We start from the raw sequence: 18,009 nt of genomic DNA, 5'->3' as shown, positions 1-18,009 counted from the left end.
TTTTCGTCCTCGCGCAAACCGTAAGTGAATAGTTCAAGTTTATCAGCTAGACCGGCGGGATCGATGCAGGATACCTGACTGGTACCACAGTAACTACACCGGCTTATTTGCCCCTCTGCGTTTATTTTGGCAACTATCACGGAGTCATGAAAACACTGAACGCAGCACCTAGGCATCATGCGCCCCTGACGAAATTGCAAGTGGTTTCAATATGATGCTTTATTGAGTATTTCTTGACTTGGCCTAGTCCCGGAAATGGATTACCTCTTAAAGATACTAGCTCTTGAAAGCCTTGAGTTTGATTGAATATCTCAGGATTCGAGACGGAAAAATCCCACAATTTTTCTAGCGCTGATTTAAACTTACCGCCTGGGTTGGCTGGAGAGTCATCATTGAAAGACGAAAAATGACGAACGTACATGGCGTCAAATTCAGCTGGATTGATATAGCTTAGGTGGATAGTTACAACGTACGCAGGTCCACCTGCTTCACTATATTCCTCGCTTAGAATTGTGAAATCACCAAATCCTATAGCGTTTGAATAGGATTTCCATTCGGTGTGTAATGATGAATAGAAGGACTTTTCCTCGTAGTCAGCATTTCGAATTTTTTTATCAAAAAAATCACCAAACAGTACGACGTTTTTTAACAACGATAACGCGCCAGGATGGATTTTTTCCTTGTTAACAAGCACGCAAGAGGCAGAACTAAGGCTTTCCACAAATTCTTTGTCGATACCGCTATCTATAAAGATAGCGCTGTCACATAAGGAGAAGCCCAAATCTGAAAGTAGAGAGAGATCTGCGATACTTTTCGCTTTTATACATGGAATAAACGAGTCTCTATCTCCGGCGATTTCGAGTAATATTTTTTCACTCTTCGAAAAATCGCCAATGCTGGGGTTGATGATTACTAGTGGCTTGATACCGGATCTATGTAGTGCTTCAATTGTTTTATGTAGGGGTGCTAAGTTTCCCCGTACAGGCTCGATGACAGGACGGATTAGCTCGGGAGAGATTGTTTCTGCAAGTTCTCTCAGTGCAATCAGTTCAAATTGTTTGCCCCGTAATATCGGGTAATACATGTAGTATCCTTACTAAAAATTTTGTTTAGATTTTCGGTTAGGCTTCGCCTGTGATCAGTACGAAGTTTAAATCCAATTCCAGCCATCAATAATGACCGCGGGAGCGATAGAATAAAATCTTTTTCGATCTTTCTGCTTTTTTTTAGAGTTGCGCAAAATGCTCTTCTAACATCAGGAGAGGGAAGTTCTTGTAAAATTCTTTCGCAAACAGAAAATATTTCTGTATTTGGATAGTCGATGCTTTGACCCGAAAGTCCCGATACAATGTCTCGATATTCATGCACGCGAAGTGATCGCATTAGAACTGAAATGTCAACTGGATCTTCTGATACAGTTGCTTCTCGTATTGTCCGGAGGTTTCTTCTGGGGGTTAATTCGAGAATTCCCACATCGCTTTCGCAAGAGCTCAAAACTTTGGATAAGTGTGATTGCCCTACGACTACATAAACTTTGTCGAATAGTTTTTTGTAGGAGGCGAGCTGCTCCGGAAGACGATCTAGATTGTCGTAATCTGATTTTATTTCGTAGCATGTAGAGCTGCCGTTTAGAATAACGCAGTCAGCTTTGTTTCGACCTACCCTGAATTCCGGCAGTACGGTTGCTGTGTTAAGAGAATGTTTCCCTAAAAGCAAGCGTTCAGCGACTATGTTTTTAAAAAAATATTCGCTCCTGTAATCTTTAGACAGAGCTGAATATGAGCGATCAAAAACTTCTGCTGCAGTAAATTTTTCTTGAAGCTCGCCTCTATAATGGGTCGCCACCTTCAAAAGGAAGTCGAAATTTCCGCAGGCTACTTCCGTGAGCCGTTTGCTGGAGAACAGTCTCGCTGCATCTCTAGTAGTAAACACTTTTGGACCTCTTGCACCATCACGTCAGCGATCGTCAAAAAATTTAGGTCAGCATCTTGCCGACAGACGGTGCTATTGTCATTGCCACGCAGCCAAAATGCGCTGCATACAGCACCCCCGTAAGGAAAATACAGGGCATTTGGCCTGTGCAAAATGGCCAGCACATACCTACGTGTAAGGATACGCCAACATGCAGCACTTCGCATAATGCTCATGCTTGCTCAGCGCCAGATAGTGGCCAAGTGTCAAAATCCCGCTCTCGCACTCAGGAGGGCGATTCTCCGTAAGCCGGGAGCTCCCTTCCGATTCACGAAACCGCCATTGTTCCTTTGCCTGAAGGCGGGTTAGGGGGCATTGGGAGCGCTCTTTTCTAGGTTGATACCGTAGATTCGTTCATCATGACCCGGGGTTACCGGCCCTCAGGCTTCGCCAGCCCATTCCAACTCAGACGTAGCCCTGAATCGCAGTTGAAAATATGAAAACTGTGGTATTTAGCATGGCATTATGAGCTAGGTGATAAATAAAACTATATAAATCAGTGGTTTAGGTATCTAAATATAATAGAGTGGGAGTGATCCTGCGGTAGCAGGTGAACGCTGAATAACAAAACCCCGGCCTGGTGCCGGGGTTTTGTGTTTCCGGCGTTTGTTTACCGCCGCGCAATGTCCGAAAAGTAAAACTTATCCAGCGTATGCCGCGACTCGGTGTACTCGAACTGCCGTCCATCCTGCAAAAACGTCTGGTTGCTCACCACGATCACATGGCTTTGCCCATCCAGGTCGAGGTGCAGTTGATCATCCTTGCCTCGCGGCAACGCCTCGATGGTGCGCTGGGCATAGCTGATCTGCAGCTGCAGCGTCTGCTCGATAAACGCATAGATCGACTGCTCGGCAATCGAGCGATCCAGCCCCGGAATCAGGTCGGCGACGAAGTGGTTGATGTCGAGGATCACCCGCTTGCCATCGATGCGCCGCACCCGTTTCACCCGGGTGATCAGGCTGCCGGCTTCGGCCTCGATATGTTGCAGCAGTGGGCCTTCCAGCGGGAATTGGCTGAACTCCACCACTTCGGTACTGACGTCATCGCCGAGGTCGGCATGGGTTTCGCGAAAGCTGACAATCCCGCCCAGCTGGAATTCGATGGGGTTGGGCGATAGCACGAAGGTGCCCTTGCCATGAATCTTTTGCGCGAAGCCGCGCTCCTGCAATTGCTCGATCGCCCGGCGCACCGTGCCACGGCTGGCCTGGTAGGCGTCCATCAGTTCGGTTTCGGAGGGCAGGCGCGTGCCGCGTTGCAGGCGTTCGGTGGTGATGCTGGCAAGCAGATCGGTATAGATCTGGTTGTATTTGCTCATGGAGGAGGGCTCTGTGCCGCGATTGCATTCAAGGCACGAACCTTAGTGGCAGAGGTAAGGTTTGTCCATTCGACCCTTGGATATTCGTGCCTTCTGTAGGAGCGAGCTTGCTCGCGAAGGTCGTTAACGATGATGCGGAAAACCTGATGCCCGGCAGTGCCCTTACGGTCTTCGCGAGCAAGCTTGCTCCTACAGGGAGCAAACAATTTTAAACTCGTACAGACGAGTTGTTGCTTTAACTCGTACAGACGAGTACTTTTGCCCTCGGCGTGCTGCCAACGACCGCCCCCAATAAAAAAAACCAAGTGGATACCAAGCATGAGCCACGACTATCCGAATATTGCCCGCGAGATTCTCGAGAACCTCGGTGGCAGCGACAACCTTGAGCAAGCTGCCCACTGCGTGACCCGCCTGCGCCTGGCCCTCAAGGACCCGAGCCTGGCCAACAGCGGCGCGTTGAATCAGGTCGATCTGGTCAAGGGCTCGTTCTTCACCGGCGGCCTGTTCCAGATCGTGATCGGCCCCGGCGAAGTGGAAAAGGTCTACGCCGCCCTGCGTGAGCAAACGGGCCTCGCCGCGTCTACCATCGCGGACGTGAAGCAAAAAAGCGCCGACAAAATAAATCCCATGCAGCGCCTGGTGCGGGTGTTCTCCGACGTGTTCATGCCGATCCTGCCGGCGCTGATCATTGCCGGCTTGCTCATGGGGGTGAACAACCTGATGGGCGCCAAGGGCATGTTCATCGAGGGCAAGACCCTGCTCGACGCCTATCCGAACCTGGATGGGTTGTGGAGCCTGATCAACCTGATGGCCAACACCTCGTTCGTGTTCCTGCCGGCATTGGTGGGTTGGTCGGCCGCCAAACGTTTTGGCGGCAGTGAGATCCTCGGCATCGTCCTCGGCCTGATGCTGGTGCACCCCGATTTGCTCAACGCCTGGAACTACGGCAAGGCCGTCGCCGGCCTCGATGGCCAGAGCCTGCCGTACTTCGATATTTTCGGCTGGTTCAAGATCGAGAAGGTCGGCTACCAGGGCCAGATCCTGCCGATCCTGCTGGCGGCCTACGTGATGAGCGTGATTGAAAAATGGCTGCGGGCACGGGTGCCGAATGCCATTCAATTGCTGGTGGTGCCGATCACCACCATCGTCGTCACCGGTGTGCTGGCGCTGGCGATCATCGGCCCGGTGACTCGGCACCTCGGCATCCTGATCACCGAAGGCGTGGTCACCCTGTTCGACCTGGCGCCCATGGTCGGCGGCGCGATTTTCGGCCTGCTGTACGCACCGCTGGTGATCACCGGCATGCACCACATGTTCCTCGCGGTGGACCTGCAACTGATCTCCACCCAGGGCGGCACCTTTATCTGGCCGATGATCGTCATGTCCAACCTGGCCCAGGGCAGCGCAGCGCTCGGGGTGTTCTACATGAGCCGCAACGCGCGGGATAAAAGCATGGCCTCGACTTCGGCGATTTCCGCTTACTTCGGCATCACTGAACCGGCGATGTTCGGCGTCAACCTGCGCTTCAAGTTTCCGTTCTATGCGGCCCTGACCGGCTCGGCCCTGGGCAGCATTTTCCTGTCGCTGAACAAGGTCCAGGCCTCGGCCATCGGTGTCGGTGGCTTGCCCGGGTTCATCTCGATCATCCCGCAGTACATCCCAAGCTTTGTCATCGGCATGGTGATCGCGATTGTCGTGCCGTTTGTTTTGACCTGTGCACTGAGCATGAAGATCGTGCGGCCTGGATACCGGGTCGCCTGATCTATCGCCATCGCAGGCAAGCCAGCTCCCACAGTTGAAATGCGTTCCCCTGTAGGAGCCGGGCTTGCCCGCGATGGGGCCCTCAAGGCCAACACACACCTTATTTGAAGGAACCCACCATGCAAGACTGGCAACACTCGGTGATCTACCAGATCTACCCCAAAAGCTTCCACAGCCACGCGGGTAACGCCACCGGTGACCTGCTGGGCATCGTGGACAAGCTCGACTACCTGAAGTGGCTGGGCGTCGACTGCCTGTGGATCACTCCGTTCCTGCGTTCGCCCCAGCGCGACAACGGCTACGACATCAGCGACTACTACGCCATCGACCCCAGCTACGGGACCATGGCCGATTGCGACCTGCTGATCAGCGAAGCGGCCAAGCGCGGCATCACGCTGATGCTCGACATCGTAGTCAACCACACCTCCATCGAGCACGAGTGGTTCCAGCAGGCCCGCAGCAGCCTCGACAACCCGTACCGCGACTTCTACATCTGGCGCGACCAGCCGAACAACTGGGAATCCAAGTTCGGCGGTTCGGCCTGGGAATACGAGGCGCAAACCGGCCAGTACTTCCTGCACCTGTTCGACCACACCCAGGCTGACTTGAATTGGGACAATCCCAAGGTGCGCGCCGAAGTGTTCAAGCTGATGCGCTTCTGGCGCGACAAGGGCGTGGGCGGTTTCCGCCTGGACGTGATCAACCTGATCTCCAAGCCGGCGGATTTCCCCGAAGACAACACCGACGGTCGGCGCTTCTACACCGACGGCCCGAACGTGCATGAGTACCTGCAGGAAATGCACCGCGAAGTGTTCGAGGGGCATGACCTGATCAACGTCGGCGAGATGTCGTCCACCAGCCTTGAGCACTGCATTCGCTATTCGAATCCGGCGTCGAAAGAGCTGTCGATGACCTTCAACTTTCACCACCTGAAAGTCGATTACCCGAACCTGCAAAAGTGGGTCGCGGCCGACTTCGATTTCCTGCAGCTCAAGCAGATTCTGTCGGATTGGCAACTCGGCATGCAGGCCGGTGGCGGCTGGAATGCGTTGTTCTGGTGTAACCACGACCAGCCGCGGGTGGTCTCGCGTTTTGGGGATGACGGCGAGCACCGCGTGGTCTCGGCGAAGATGCTCGCCACCGCGTTGCACTTCCTCCAGGGCACGCCGTTTGTGTACCAGGGCGAAGAGCTGGGCATGACCAATCCGGGCTTCGACACGATCGACCAGTACCGGGATGTCGAGACCCTGAACATCTATCGGCTCAAGCGCGAGGCCGGTGAATCCGAGGCGTCGAGCATGGCCGCGATCATGCAGAAGTCCCGCGACAACGGCCGCACGCCGATGCAATGGAATGCCGAGCAAAACGCCGGCTTCAGCAGCGGTGAACCGTGGATCGGCATCCCGGCCAACGCGGCGCAGATCAACGTGCAAAGCCAGTTGGATGACCCGCAATCGGTGCTGCATCACTACCGCGCCCTGATCGAATTGCGTCGGCACGAGCCGCTGATCCAGGAAGGTGTTTATCGCCAACTGCTGCCACAGCACACCCAGGTGTGGGCGTACCTGCGGGAAGGGCAGGGCGAGCGGCTGCTGGTGCTGAACAACTTTTACGGCACGCCATGCGACATCGAATTGCCCGATGGCCTGCTGACGGCGGCCAGCGAGCAACGCCTGCTGATCAGCAACTACCACGACTGCCCACAGCGTTCGAGCCAGGTCTCGCTGCGCCCGTATGAATCGTTTGTGCTGCACCTCAAGGACTGAGACCCGGAACTGCCGTAGCAGCTGTCGAGCACCAGCGAGGCTGCGTCAGGCGCGACTCGATGCCTGCGCCTGACGTGATTGAGGCGCTGCAGCCAACGCAGCCTCGCTGGTGCTCGACAGCTGCTACGGGATACGACGAGTTAAACCCTGCGTGGGAGCGCAGGGCGCTTTGAAAAACATAATAAAAATATCGGAGTGCTTCATGAAAACAACAATAAAGCTGGGCCTCGTTGCATCCTGCCTGACCTTGCCGATGGCCGCCCAGGCCTTGGAATTCGCCGGCTATTTGCGCAGCGGCGCGGGCACTTCAACCGGCAGCGGCAAGCAGCAGTGCTTCCAGTTGCCGGGGGCACAATCGAAGTACCGCCTGGGCAACGAATGCGAGCAGTACGCCGAACTCGAATTGCGCCAGGACCTGCTGACCCTCGACGACGGTTCGGTATTCAGCGTCGATGCCATGGCCTCGCTGTACAACAAGTACGACCGAGCGCTGAAGTTCCAGGGCGAAGACAACGGCTCGGCGCGCATGCCGCAGATGTATGCGCAGTGGTCGAACCTGCCCAGCCTCAACGGCGGTTCGCTGTGGGCCGGCCGGCGTTACTACAAACGAAACGACATCCATATCTCCGACTTCTACTACTGGAACCAGAGCGCCACGGGCGGCGGTATCGAGGACGTGAAAATCGGCGATCTGAAATACAGCTACGCGCTTTCCCGCAAGGACAACCTGTACCAGAAGGAATACGCCACCCGTCACGACTTCAACGTGGCGGGCTTCAAGACCAATCCCGGCGGCGAGCTGGAGCTGGGCTTGAGCTACATCGAAAAAGCCGGTGGCCGCGACACCAACAGCGGCTGGGCCATTACCGCCCAGCACGTGCAGAAACCCTTCCTCGGCGGGCGCAACAAGTTCGCCTTGCAGTACGGTGAAGGCCCCGGCACCGGCCTCGGCTACACCGGCGATACGTTCCTCGACAAAAGCAGCAAGAGCTACCGCGCGGTGGAGTTCTTCGACTGGCAAGTGACCCCACGGTTTGGCGGGCAGATCGAGGCCGTGTACCAGAAAGACATTCGCCCGGGCAGCCAGGATCAAACCTGGATGTCGGTGGGTGTACGCCCGGCCTATGCGATCTCCGAACAGTTCAAACTGGTCACTGAACTCGGTCACGATCAGGTCGAGGCGACCGGTGGAACGCGCAAGCTGAGCAAATTTACCTTCGCCCCGACCTGGTCGCCCAAAGGCCCGGATTTCTGGGCGCGGCCGGAGGTGCGCTTGTATTACACCTACGCGACCTGGAACGAAGCGGCCAAGCGTGCGGCCAATGAACTGGCGGCAGGTTCGGCGTTGTCCGACACCGGCAGCTACGGCAGTGCGTTGCATGGTTCCAACTTTGGTGTGCAAGTCGAATATTGGTGGAAATAACACAATCCCTGTAGGAGCCCGGCTTGCCGGCGATGGCGTCCTTGAAATCATCGCACTATCGACCGACCTCATCGCCGGCAAGCCGGTTCCTACAGGTGTTTTTTACAGAACAAAACAGCAGGTGAAGTCATGACCACAACCCATTCCCTGGAATTGCTGGCGCCATTGTCCGGGGTGCTGCTCGCTCTGGACCAGGTGCCTGACCCGGTGTTCTCCAGTCGCCTGATCGGCGATGGCCTGTGCATCGATCCGACCTCGCAGACCCTCTGTGCGCCGCTGGCCGGGGTGATCAGCAATATCCAGGACAGTGGTCATGCGGTGAGCGTCACCGACGACAACGGCGTCCAGGTGCTGATGCACATCGGCCTGGACACCGTGAATCTGGCGGGCAAGGGCTTCACCCGGTTGGTCGAGGAAGGCCAGCGGGTGGACGCCGGGCAACCGCTGATTGAATTCGATGCCGACTACGTGGCGCTCAACGCCCGCAGTTTGCTGACCCTGATGCTGGTGGTCAGTGGCGAGCCGTTCAAGCTGTTGACGCCGGAACAAGGACTGGTGGACGTGGGGCAACCGCTGCTGCGAGTAACGCCGCAGGCGAGCGCGGCAGAGGTCGATGAAGAGCTGGGCGACGCCCTGTTCTCCAAGCCGCTGACGTTGCCCAATGCCAACGGCCTGCATGCCCGCCCGGCGGCGGTGTTTGCCCAGGCAGCCAAGGGTTTCAAGGCGAGCATTTACCTGCACAAGCAAACCCAGAGCGCCAATGCCAAGTCCCTGGTGGCGATCATGGCGTTGCAGACGGTGCAGGGCGATACCTTGCAGGTGAGTGCGGCCGGCGACGATGCCGATGCGGCGATCACGGCCCTGGTTGCCTTGCTGGCAGACGGTTGCGGGGAGACGGTGGCGGCGCAGGTCGAAGTCGTAGAACCAGTGTTGCCTGAGTCATCGGCGACCTTGCTGCGGGGTGTGTGTGCTTCGCCGGGTTCGGCGTTTGGCCAGGTGGTTCAGGTGGCCGAGCCTGATTTGAATATCACTGAAGCCGGTGCCGATGAAGCGGTCGAGCGCGCTACGTTGGAACGTGGCCTGCGTGAAGCGACCGAGGCACTGCAAGCTTTGCAGGCCAAGGCGGTTGGCAGTGCCCAGGCGGAAATTTTCCGCGCTCATCAAGAGCTGCTGGAAGACCCGACGCTGCTGGAACAGGCCCATGAATCACTGGCCCAAGGCAAGAGCGCAGCGTTTGCCTGGAACAGTGCGACAGTCGCCACCGCCACGCTATTCCAGGGCTTGGGCAACACCTTGCTCGCCGAGCGCGCCGCGGACCTGGCCGACGTCGGCCAACGGGTGCTGAAGCTGATCCTTGGCATCAAGGACAGCGCCTGGGACTTGCCGGAGCAGGCGATCCTGATTGCCGAACAACTCACGCCCTCGCAAACCGCCAGCCTCGATACGCGCAAGGTATTGGGCTTCGTCACCGTGGGCGGCGGGGCTACCAGCCACGTCGCGATCCTCGCCCGTGCCCTGGGCCTGCCGGCGATCTGCGGCGTGCCGGTGCAGGTGCTGGAATTGGTGAACGGCAAACAAGTGCTGCTGGATGCCGACAAGGGCGAGCTGCACCTGGAGCCGAACCTGGACGAGATCGAGCAACTGCAAGCCACCCGCCAACAGCAAGTGCTGCGCCGCCAGCGTGAAGTGGAACAGGCGTCATTGCCCGCCACTACCCGCGACGGTCATCACGTCGAGGTGACGGCTAACGTCGCGTCCCTGCAAGAGGTGGAACAAGCGTTGTCACTGGGCGGCGAAGGCGTCGGTTTGCTGCGCTCCGAATTCCTCTACCTGGATCGCAACCGTGCGCCGAGCCCTGAAGAACAGGCGGGCACCTACAGCGCGATTGCCCGTGCGTTGGGCCCCGAGCGCAATCTGGTGGTGCGCACCCTGGACGTCGGTGGCGACAAGCCGTTGGCCTATGTGCCGATGGACCCGGAGAGCAATCCGTTCCTCGGCCTGCGCGGGATTCGCCTGTGCCTGGAACGCCCGGAACTGCTGCGTGAACAATTCCGCGCGATTCTCGCCAGTGCCGGTTTCGCCCGTCTGCATATCATGTTGCCGATGGTCAGCCTGCTCTCCGAGCTGCGCCTCGCGCGGCAGATTCTTGAAGAGGAAGCGCTGGCCCTGGGGCTGACGGAATTGCCGAAACTGGGAATCATGATCGAAGTGCCGTCGGCGGCGCTGATGGCGGATGTGTTTGCGCCGGAGGTGGATTTTTTCTCCATCGGCACCAACGACCTGACCCAATACACCCTGGCCATGGACCGTGATCACCCGCGCCTCGCCAGCCAGGCCGACAGCTTCCACCCGGCGGTACTGCGCCTGATCGCCACCACCGTCAAGGCGGCCCATGCCCATGGCAAGTGGGTGGGTGTGTGCGGGGCGTTGGCGTCTGAAGCGCTGGCGGTGCCGGTGCTGATCGGGTTGGGGGTGGATGAGTTGTCGGTCAGCGTGCCGTTGATCCCGACTATCAAGGCCACCGTGCGCGAGCTGGACCTGGCGGACTGCCAATCCATCGCCCGCCAGGTGCTGGGCCTGGAAGAAGCGTCGCAGGTGCGCGAGGCCTTGCGCCTGTATCACGCGGCTACCGTTGAAACCTCATTGGTTGTGGAGAACTGACATGTTCGAAAAATTTCAGCGGGCGTTCTGGAAGGCCCTGACGCCGGATTTGATTCTTGAGACGCCGCAGGCGGCTCCGGTGAGCGAATCACTATTGGCACCGGCGGTGTTGGATGCGCTGGGCGGCGCGCAAAACCTCAAGTCGCAGCAGCGGGTGGCACTGACTCGGGTGCGGGTGCAGTTGAAGGATGCGGGGCGGCTGGATGCGCAGGCGTTGAAGGCGGCGGGTGTGCCGGGGGTGATGGTGTTGGCGGGCGGGGTGGTGCACCTGATCACCGCTCTGAACACAGCTCTATAAATCAATGAAGATCAAATGTGGGAGCCGGGCTTGCCCGCGATGGCGGAGTGTCAGCGATACATAGGCTGGCTGACACTCCGCCATCGCGGGCAAGCCCGGCTCCCACAGTATTTTGTGGTGTTTGGATAATCGTGGATTACAGCTGCGGGGTTTCTTCAGTCGGCTTGGTCTTGTCCACACCCGGCACATGCAGGTTGCCTTCCACCACCTGGTTGCCTTCCAGCTGCGGCTGCGTCACCCACGTCAGGATGTCGTAGTAGCGTCGGATGTTCGCCACAAAATGCACCGGCTCACCGCCTCGCGCATACCCATAACGCGTCTTGCTGTACCACTGCTTCTGCGCCAGGCGCGGTAGCATCTTCTTCACATCCAGCCACTTGTTCGGGTTCAGGCCTTCTTTCTTCGCCAGAATGCGCGCGTCATCCAAATGGCCGGTGCCGACGTTGTACGCCGCCAGGGCAAACCAGGTGCGGTCCGGCTCGGCAATCTTGTCGTCCAGCTCATCCTTGATCTTGGCCAGGTACTTGGCGCCGCCCATGATGCTTTGCTTGGCGTCCAGGCGGTTGGACACGCCCATGGCTTGCGCGGTGTTCTGGGTCAGCATCATCAGGCCGCGCACGCCGGTCTTGGAGGTGACTGCCGGCTGCCAGAGTGATTCCTGATAACCGATAGCGGCCAACAGGCGCCAGTCGACCTTTTCTTCCTTGGCGTAGGCCCGGAAGTGTTTCTCATATTTGGGCAGGCGCTGCTGCAAATGCTGGGCGAAGGTGTAGGCGCCGACATAACCGAGTACATCGACGTGCCCGTAATAACGGTCTTTCAAACGTTGCAGGGTGCCGTTCTTTTCAACCTTGTCGAGGTAGTTGTTGACCTCGTTGAGCAGGCTGTTGTCATCGCCCGCCGCCACGGCCCAGGCCTGATTGCTGGCGTCGCCCAGGTCGAAGGCCACCCGCACGTTGGGGAAGTACACCTGGTTCATCGCCACTTCGTTGGAGTCGACGAGGGTCAGGTCGATCTGGCCTTCGTCCACCATGCGCAGCAGGTCGACCACCTCAACGGCGTCGGACTCTTCGTATTCAATCCCGGGAAACTGCTTTTTCAGCGCTGCGAGTTGCTCGGCGTGGGTGCTGCCCTTGAGCACCATGATCTTCTTGCCCACCAAATCTGCCGCGGTGGTCGGGCGGGACTGGCCGTTGCGGTAGATGATCTGCGGGGTGACTTCCAGGTACGGATGGGAGAAGCGCACCTCTTGGCGGCGCTGCTCGCTGCTCACCAGACCGGCGGCGGCCAGCACCGGGCCGTTGGGCTTGCCGATCTGGGAGAACAGGTCATCCAGATTGTCGGCGGTCTGGATCTCCAGCTTTACACCCAGGTCGTCGGCGAAGCGCTTGACCAGTTCGTATTCGAAACCGGTTTGACCGTTTCGGTCCTGGAAATAAGTGGCCGGGCTGTTTCGGGTAACCACCCGCAATACGCCATCCTCCTTGATTCGCTCGAGCGTGTTGGGTTTATCCACACAGGCGCTGAGCAGCAGGAAGAGTCCGGTGACGAAGAGCCATTTGGCGCCTCGCGGGCGTAAAGCAGTAGGGGAGAACATCTGCGCAGTATACGCAAAGGACCCTCGGCGCCATATCTCGACAGCGGGGCACTTGTCTGCTAGCGCCCGTAAACCTTGGCTGCAGCCCGCAGAAACGGGGCTTGGCAGCCGATTGTGACGGTTAAAATAACTGCCCAAAACAGCGGGTATGGCCATCTGATATCGTGCGATTTATGCCAACTGACGTCCGGCTGCGGCCACTGGTGCCGTTTCGGGTGCCGTTGGCGACGGTTTACGCTAGAATGCACGGCCTCAAAGCACACCCCCTTCCCGAGGCTGTCCCGAAGATGTTGATCCTGCGCGGCGCTCCTGCCCTTTCTGCCTTTCGCCACAGCAAACTCCTTGAGCAACTGAGCCAGAAGGTACCTTCTGTCAGTGGCTTGTATGCTGAATTTGCTCACTTCGCCGACGTTAACGGCGTTTTGACCGCCGACGAACAGCAAGTGCTGGCGCGCCTTCTGAAGTACGGTCCCAGCGTTCCAGTTCAAGAGCCTCACGGCCGCTTGTTCCTGGTTTTGCCACGGTTCGGCACCATCTCGCCCTGGTCGAGCAAGGCCAGCGACATCGCCCGCAACTGCGGCCTGGAAAAAATCCAGCGCCTGGAACGCGGGATTGCCTTCTATGTAGCAGGCCAGTTCAGCGACGCCGAGGCCGAGCTGATCGCCAGCAGCCTGCACGACCGCATGACCCAGATCATCGTCAGCCAGCTGGAACAGGCCGCCGGTCTGTTCAGCCACGCCGAGCCCAAGCCGCTGACCGCGATTGACGTGCTCGGTGGCGGTCGCGCCGCCCTGGAAAAAGCCAACACCGAGCTGGGCCTGGCCCTCGCCGAAGACGAAATTGACTACCTGGTCAACGCCTTCATCGGTCTGAAGCGCAACCCCCACGACATCGAACTGATGATGTTCGCCCAGGCGAACTCCGAGCACTGCCGTCACAAGATCTTCAACGCCAGTTGGGACATCGACGGCCAGAGCCAGGAAAAAAGCCTGTTCGGCATGATCAAGAACACCTACGTGATGCACAGCGAAGGCGTTCTGTCGGCTTATAAAGACAACGCCTCGGTGATCGTCGGCAGCGTCGCCGGCCGCTTCTTCCCGGACCCTGAAACCCGCCAGTACGGCGCGGTGCAGGAGCCGGTGCACATCCTGATGAAAGTCGAGACCCACAACCACCCGACCGCGATTGCCCCGTTCCCGGGTGCAGCCACCGGTTCCGGCGGCGAGATTCGCGACGAAGGTGCAACCGGTCGTGGCGCCAAGCCAAAGGCCGGCCTCACTGGCTTCACCGTATCCAACCTGCAGATCCCGGGCTTCGAACAGCCGTGGGAAGTGCCGTACGGCAAGCCTGAGCGCATCGTCACCGCGCTGGACATCATGATCGAAGGCCCGCTGGGCGGCGCTGCATTCAACAACGAATTCGGGCGTCCGGCCCTGACCGGCTACTTCCGTACCTTCGAACAGTCCATCACCACCCCCCGTGGCGATGAAGTGCGCGGTTACCACAAGCCGATCATGTTGGCCGGCGGCATGGGCAACATCCGCGCCGAACACGTACAGAAAGGCGAGATTCTGGTCGGCTCCAAGCTGATCGTCCTCGGCGGCCCGGCCATGTTGATCGGCCTGGGCGGCGGCGCCGCTTCCTCCATGGCCACCGGCACCAGCTCGGCAGACCTGGACTTCGCGTCCGTACAGCGTGAAAACCCTGAGATGGAACGCCGTTGCCAGGAAGTCATCGACCGTTGCTGGCAGCTGGGTGACAAGAACCCGATCAGCTTCATCCACGACGTGGGCGCGGGCGGTTTGTCCAACGCCTTCCCTGAGCTGGTCAACGATGGCGACCGTGGCGGCCGCTTCGAACTGCGCAACATTCCAAACGACGAGCCGGGCATGGCCCCGCACGAAATCTGGAGCAACGAATCCCAGGAGCGTTACGTTCTGGCGGTAGGTCCTGCGGACTTCGAACGCTTCCAGGCGATCTGCGAGCGCGAGCGTTGCCCGTTTGCCGTAGTCGGCGAAGCCACTGCCGAGCCGCAACTGACGGTCACCGACAGCCACTTCGGCAACAGCCCGGTGGACATGCCGCTGGAAGTGCTGCTGGGCAAAGCCCCGCGCATGCACCGTTCGGCCGTGCGCGAAAACGAACTGGGCGACGATTTCGATCCGTCCACCCTGGCCATTGCCGACTGCGTGGAGCGCGTTCTGCACCACCCGGCCGTTGCCAGCAAAAGCTTCCTGATCACCATCGGCGACCGTACCATCACCGGCCTGGTTGCCCGTGATCAAATGGTCGGCCCGTGGCAGGTCCCGGTGGCCGACGTTGCCGTCACCGCCACCAGCTTCGACGTGTACACCGGTGAAGCCATGGCCATGGGCGAGCGTACTCCGCTGGCGCTGCTGGACGCTCCGGCGTCGGGCCGCATGGCCATCGGCGAAACCCTGACCAACATCGCCGCATCGCGCATCGCCAAGATCTCCGACATCAAGCTGTCGGCCAACTGGATGTCTGCTGCCGGTCACCCGGGTGAAGATGCGCGCCTGTACGACACCGTGAAAGCGGTCGGCATGGAGCTGTGCCCTGAGCTGGGCATCACCATTCCGGTGGGCAAGGACTCCATGTCCATGGCCACCCGCTGGAACGATGAAGGCGTGGACAAGAGCGTTACTTCGCCGCTGTCGCTGATCGTCACCGGTTTCGCGCCAGTGACCGACATTCGCCAGACCCTGACCCCGCAACTGCGCATGGACAAGGGCACCACCGACCTGATCCTGATCGACCTCGGTCGCGGCCAGAACCGCATGGGTGCCTCGATCCTCGCCCAGGTGCATGGCAAGCTCGGCAAGCAGGCTCCGGACGTCGACGACGCCGAAGATCTGAAAGCCTTCTTCGCGGTGATCCAGGGCCTGAACGCCGACGGTCACCTGCTGGCTTACCACGACCGTTCCGACGGTGGTTTGCTGACCAGCGCCGTGGAAATGGCCTTCGCCGGTCACTGCGGCCTGAGCCTGAATCTCGACGGCCTGGCGGAAACCTCTGCCGACATCGCCGCGATCCTGTTCAACGAAGAACTGGGCGCCGTGATCCAGGTTCGCCAGGACGCAACGCCAGACGTACTCGCACAATTCAGCGCTGCTGGCCTGGGCGACTGCGTGGCCGTGGTTGGCCAGCCGATCAACAACGGTGAAATCAACATCGTCTTCAACGGCGAAACCGTGTTTGAAGGCCAGCGCCGCCTGCTGCAACGCCAGTGGGCCGAGACCAGCTACCAGATCCAGCGCCTGCGGGACAACGCCGAATGCGCCGAGCAGGAATTCGACGTGATCCTGGAAGAAGACAACCCGGGCCTGAGCACCAAGCTCAGCTTCGACGTCAACCAGGACATCGCCGCGCCTTACATCAAGAAAGGCGTCCGCCCACAAGTGGCGGTACTGCGTGAGCAGGGCGTCAACGGTCAGGTGGAAATGGCGGCAGCGTTCGATCGTGCCGGCTTCAATGCGATCGACGTACACATGAGCGACATCCTCGCCGGTCGTGTTGACCTCAACGAGTTCAAGGGCCTCGTAGCCTGCGGCGGTTTCTCCTACGGCGACGTGTTGGGCGCCGGTGAAGGCTGGGCCAAATCGGCCCTGTTCAACAGCCGTGCCCGCGACGCGTTCCAGGGCTTCTTCGAGCGCAACGACAGCTTCACCCTGGGTGTGTGCAACGGTTGCCAGATGATGTCCAACCTCAGCGAACTGATCCCGGGCAGCGAGTTCTGGCCGCATTTCGTGCGTAACCGTTCCGAGCAGTTCGAAGCCCGTGTTGCGATGGTGCAGGTGCAGGAATCCAACTCGATCTTCCTGCAGGGCATGGCCGGTTCGCGCATGCCGATCGCCATCGCCCACGGTGAAGGCCATGCCGAGTTCTCCAGCGAAGAAGCACTGCTGGAAGCCGACCTGTCCGGTACCGTGGCCCTGCGTTTTGTCGACAACCACGGCAAGGTCACCGAAGGCTACCCGGCCAACCCGAACGGCTCGCCGCGCGGGATCACCGGCCTCACCAGCCGCGACGGTCGCGTCACCATCATGATGCCGCACCCGGAGCGCGTATTCCGCGCCGTGCAGAACTCGTGGCGCCCGGAAGAGTGGAACGAAGACGGCGCGTGGATGCGCATGTTCCGTAACGCTCGTGTGTGGGTGAACTAAGACGGTGTACAAGCTCGCCTTCTTTGTGCCCGACAGCCATGTGGAGACGGTGAAAACCGCCGTCTTTGCAGCGGGCGGCGGGCGCATCGGCCACTACGACAGCTGCGCCTGGCAGGTACTGGGCCAGGGCCAATTCCGCGCGATGGACGGCAGCCAGCCGTTTATCGGGCAGGTGGGGCAGGTTGAAGTGGTTGAGGAATGGAAGGTTGAGTTGGTGGTGGCGGATGAGTTGATTGTGGCTGTGGTGGCTGCGTTGAAGCTTAGCCATCCATATGAGACACCGGCTTATGAGGTGTGGCAGTTGGCGGATTTTTGATTCGCCGGCTGTAAAACGAGAAACCCGCTGGGCCAGTTTGGTCAGCGGGTTTTTTGTTGGCTGTGAGGGCCTCATCGCGGGCAAGCCCGGCTCCCACATTTGACTGCGTTGCCATGTCTGCGATAACGCCCCTCGGGCGACTCGGGTTCCTGCAGGCCAACGCTGAATTTATGTAAGGTGCCTGAACAGGCGGCCCCGGCATGGACATATTTCTTTGCTAAAGGCCGTAACCCTGTGGCGAGGGAGCTTGCTCCCGCTGGGGCGCGAAGCGGCCCCAAAACCTGCCACAGACTTCTACCTGAAAAAATGCGGCGTTCTTATTGGGGCTGCTGCGCAGCCCAACGGGAGCAAGCTCCCTCGCCACAATGTTGTCAGGCGCCGGTTACGGCTTCGCGGCCAAACCCGGGCCCCACATTTGACCGAGTTGCCATGTCTGGTGGCGATCAAATGTGGGAGCTGGCTTGCCTGCGATAGCGCCCCCTCGGGCGCCCCGGATTCCTGCAGGCCAACGCTGAATTTATGGAAGGTGCCTGAACAGGCGGCCCCGGCATGGACATTAACCCTGTGGCGAGGGAGCTTGCTCCCGCTGGGGCGCGAAGCGGCCCCAAAACCTGCCACAGAGTTCTACCTGAAAAAATGCGGCGTTCTTATTGGGGCTGCTGCGCAGCCCAACGGGAGCAAGCTCCCTCGCCACAATGTTGTCAGGCGCCGGTTACG

General features: G+C 59.1%; 11 protein-coding genes. 7 read left to right on the top strand and 4 right to left on the bottom strand.

From position 1 onward, the window contains the following. Positions 1-175: 175 nt before the first annotated feature. The 3 genes from M2400_RS10475 to treR form a co-directional block, all read right to left on the bottom strand. Positions 176-1,084 (bottom strand): sce7725 family protein, encoded by a 909-nt coding sequence (locus M2400_RS10475; protein ID WP_259196341.1) that lies wholly within the window; start codon positions 1,082-1,084, stop codon positions 176-178. After that, positions 1,045-1,932, bottom strand: coding sequence for a sce7726 family protein (locus M2400_RS10470; RefSeq protein ID WP_259196343.1), 888 nt, complete (start codon positions 1,930-1,932; stop codon positions 1,045-1,047). The genes M2400_RS10475 and M2400_RS10470 overlap by 40 nt, the downstream gene beginning before the upstream one ends. 649 nt (positions 1,933-2,581) lie before the next feature. Next, positions 2,582-3,286: a trehalose operon repressor gene (gene treR, locus M2400_RS10465; RefSeq protein WP_259196345.1), complete on the bottom strand. Its 705-nt coding sequence runs from the start codon at positions 3,284-3,286 to the stop codon at positions 2,582-2,584. Between the two features lie 318 nt (positions 3,287-3,604). On the opposite strand from treR, the gene treP reads away from it, so the two are divergent. The 5 genes from treP (at position 3,605) to M2400_RS10440 (ending at position 11,195) form a co-directional block, all read left to right on the top strand. Beyond that, positions 3,605-5,047 (top strand): PTS system trehalose-specific EIIBC component, encoded by a 1,443-nt coding sequence (treP, locus tag M2400_RS10460; protein ID WP_177047024.1) that lies wholly within the window; start codon positions 3,605-3,607, stop codon positions 5,045-5,047. Positions 5,048-5,166: 119 nt separating this feature from the next. Continuing rightward, the gene (gene treC, locus M2400_RS10455) at positions 5,167-6,813 is read left to right on the top strand and encodes an alpha,alpha-phosphotrehalase (RefSeq protein ID WP_177114786.1); all 1,647 of its coding nucleotides are present in this window, start codon (positions 5,167-5,169) and stop codon (positions 6,811-6,813) included. A 202-nt stretch (positions 6,814-7,015) separates the two neighbouring features. Continuing rightward, complete coding sequence (locus M2400_RS10450; RefSeq protein WP_029616168.1) at positions 7,016-8,236, top strand: carbohydrate porin; 1,221 nt, start codon at positions 7,016-7,018, stop codon at positions 8,234-8,236. Between the two features lie 129 nt (positions 8,237-8,365). Next, on the top strand, positions 8,366-10,897 hold the full coding sequence (ptsP, locus tag M2400_RS10445) for a phosphoenolpyruvate--protein phosphotransferase (RefSeq protein WP_259196348.1): 2,532 nt from the start codon (positions 8,366-8,368) through the stop codon (positions 10,895-10,897). Between the two features lies 1 nt (position 10,898). Then, positions 10,899-11,195, top strand: coding sequence for a PTS transporter subunit EIIB (locus M2400_RS10440; RefSeq protein ID WP_177075507.1), 297 nt, complete (start codon positions 10,899-10,901; stop codon positions 11,193-11,195). Positions 11,196-11,331: 136 nt separating this feature from the next. Here the strand turns inward: M2400_RS10440 and mltF are convergent, their stop codons facing one another. Further along, a complete protein-coding gene (gene mltF, locus M2400_RS10435; RefSeq protein ID WP_259196349.1) occupies positions 11,332-12,792 on the bottom strand; it encodes a membrane-bound lytic murein transglycosylase MltF in 1,461 nt (486 codons plus the stop codon). 287 nt (positions 12,793-13,079) lie between these two features. On the opposite strand from mltF, the gene purL reads away from it, so the two are divergent. Next, complete coding sequence (gene purL, locus M2400_RS10430; RefSeq protein ID WP_259196371.1) at positions 13,080-16,976, top strand: phosphoribosylformylglycinamidine synthase; 3,897 nt, start codon at positions 13,080-13,082, stop codon at positions 16,974-16,976. 4 nt (positions 16,977-16,980) lie between these two features. Beyond that, entirely contained in the window at positions 16,981-17,292 is a 312-nt protein-coding gene (locus tag M2400_RS10425) for a hypothetical protein (protein WP_063032975.1), read from the top strand. The last annotated feature ends 717 nt before the right edge of the window (positions 17,293-18,009 follow it).

It is taken from the genome of Pseudomonas sp. BIGb0558 (assembly GCF_024807515.1).
Taxonomy (GTDB): Bacteria; Pseudomonadota; Gammaproteobacteria; order Pseudomonadales; family Pseudomonadaceae; genus Aquipseudomonas; species Aquipseudomonas yamanorum_A.
Note: the sequence above shows the minus strand (reverse complement) of the source record. Positions and strands in the feature narration are given on the sequence as shown.

What these genes read in the sequence shown, in the direction of transcription:
- M2400_RS10475 (WP_259196341.1), bottom strand. Translation starts at nt 1,084, where the DNA reads ATGTATTACCCGATATTACGGGGCAAACAATTTGAACTGATTGCACTG.
- treR (WP_259196345.1), bottom strand. Translation starts at nt 3,286, where the DNA reads ATGAGCAAATACAACCAGATCTATACCGATCTGCTTGCCAGCATCACC.
- treP (WP_177047024.1), top strand. Translation starts at nt 3,605, where the DNA reads ATGAGCCACGACTATCCGAATATTGCCCGCGAGATTCTCGAGAACCTC.
- treC (WP_177114786.1), top strand. Translation starts at nt 5,167, where the DNA reads ATGCAAGACTGGCAACACTCGGTGATCTACCAGATCTACCCCAAAAGC.
- M2400_RS10450 (WP_029616168.1), top strand. Translation starts at nt 7,016, where the DNA reads ATGAAAACAACAATAAAGCTGGGCCTCGTTGCATCCTGCCTGACCTTG.
- ptsP (WP_259196348.1), top strand. Translation starts at nt 8,366, where the DNA reads ATGACCACAACCCATTCCCTGGAATTGCTGGCGCCATTGTCCGGGGTG.
- M2400_RS10440 (WP_177075507.1), top strand. Translation starts at nt 10,899, where the DNA reads ATGTTCGAAAAATTTCAGCGGGCGTTCTGGAAGGCCCTGACGCCGGAT.
- mltF (WP_259196349.1), bottom strand. Translation starts at nt 12,792, where the DNA reads ATGTTCTCCCCTACTGCTTTACGCCCGCGAGGCGCCAAATGGCTCTTC.
- purL (WP_259196371.1), top strand. Translation starts at nt 13,080, where the DNA reads ATGTTGATCCTGCGCGGCGCTCCTGCCCTTTCTGCCTTTCGCCACAGC.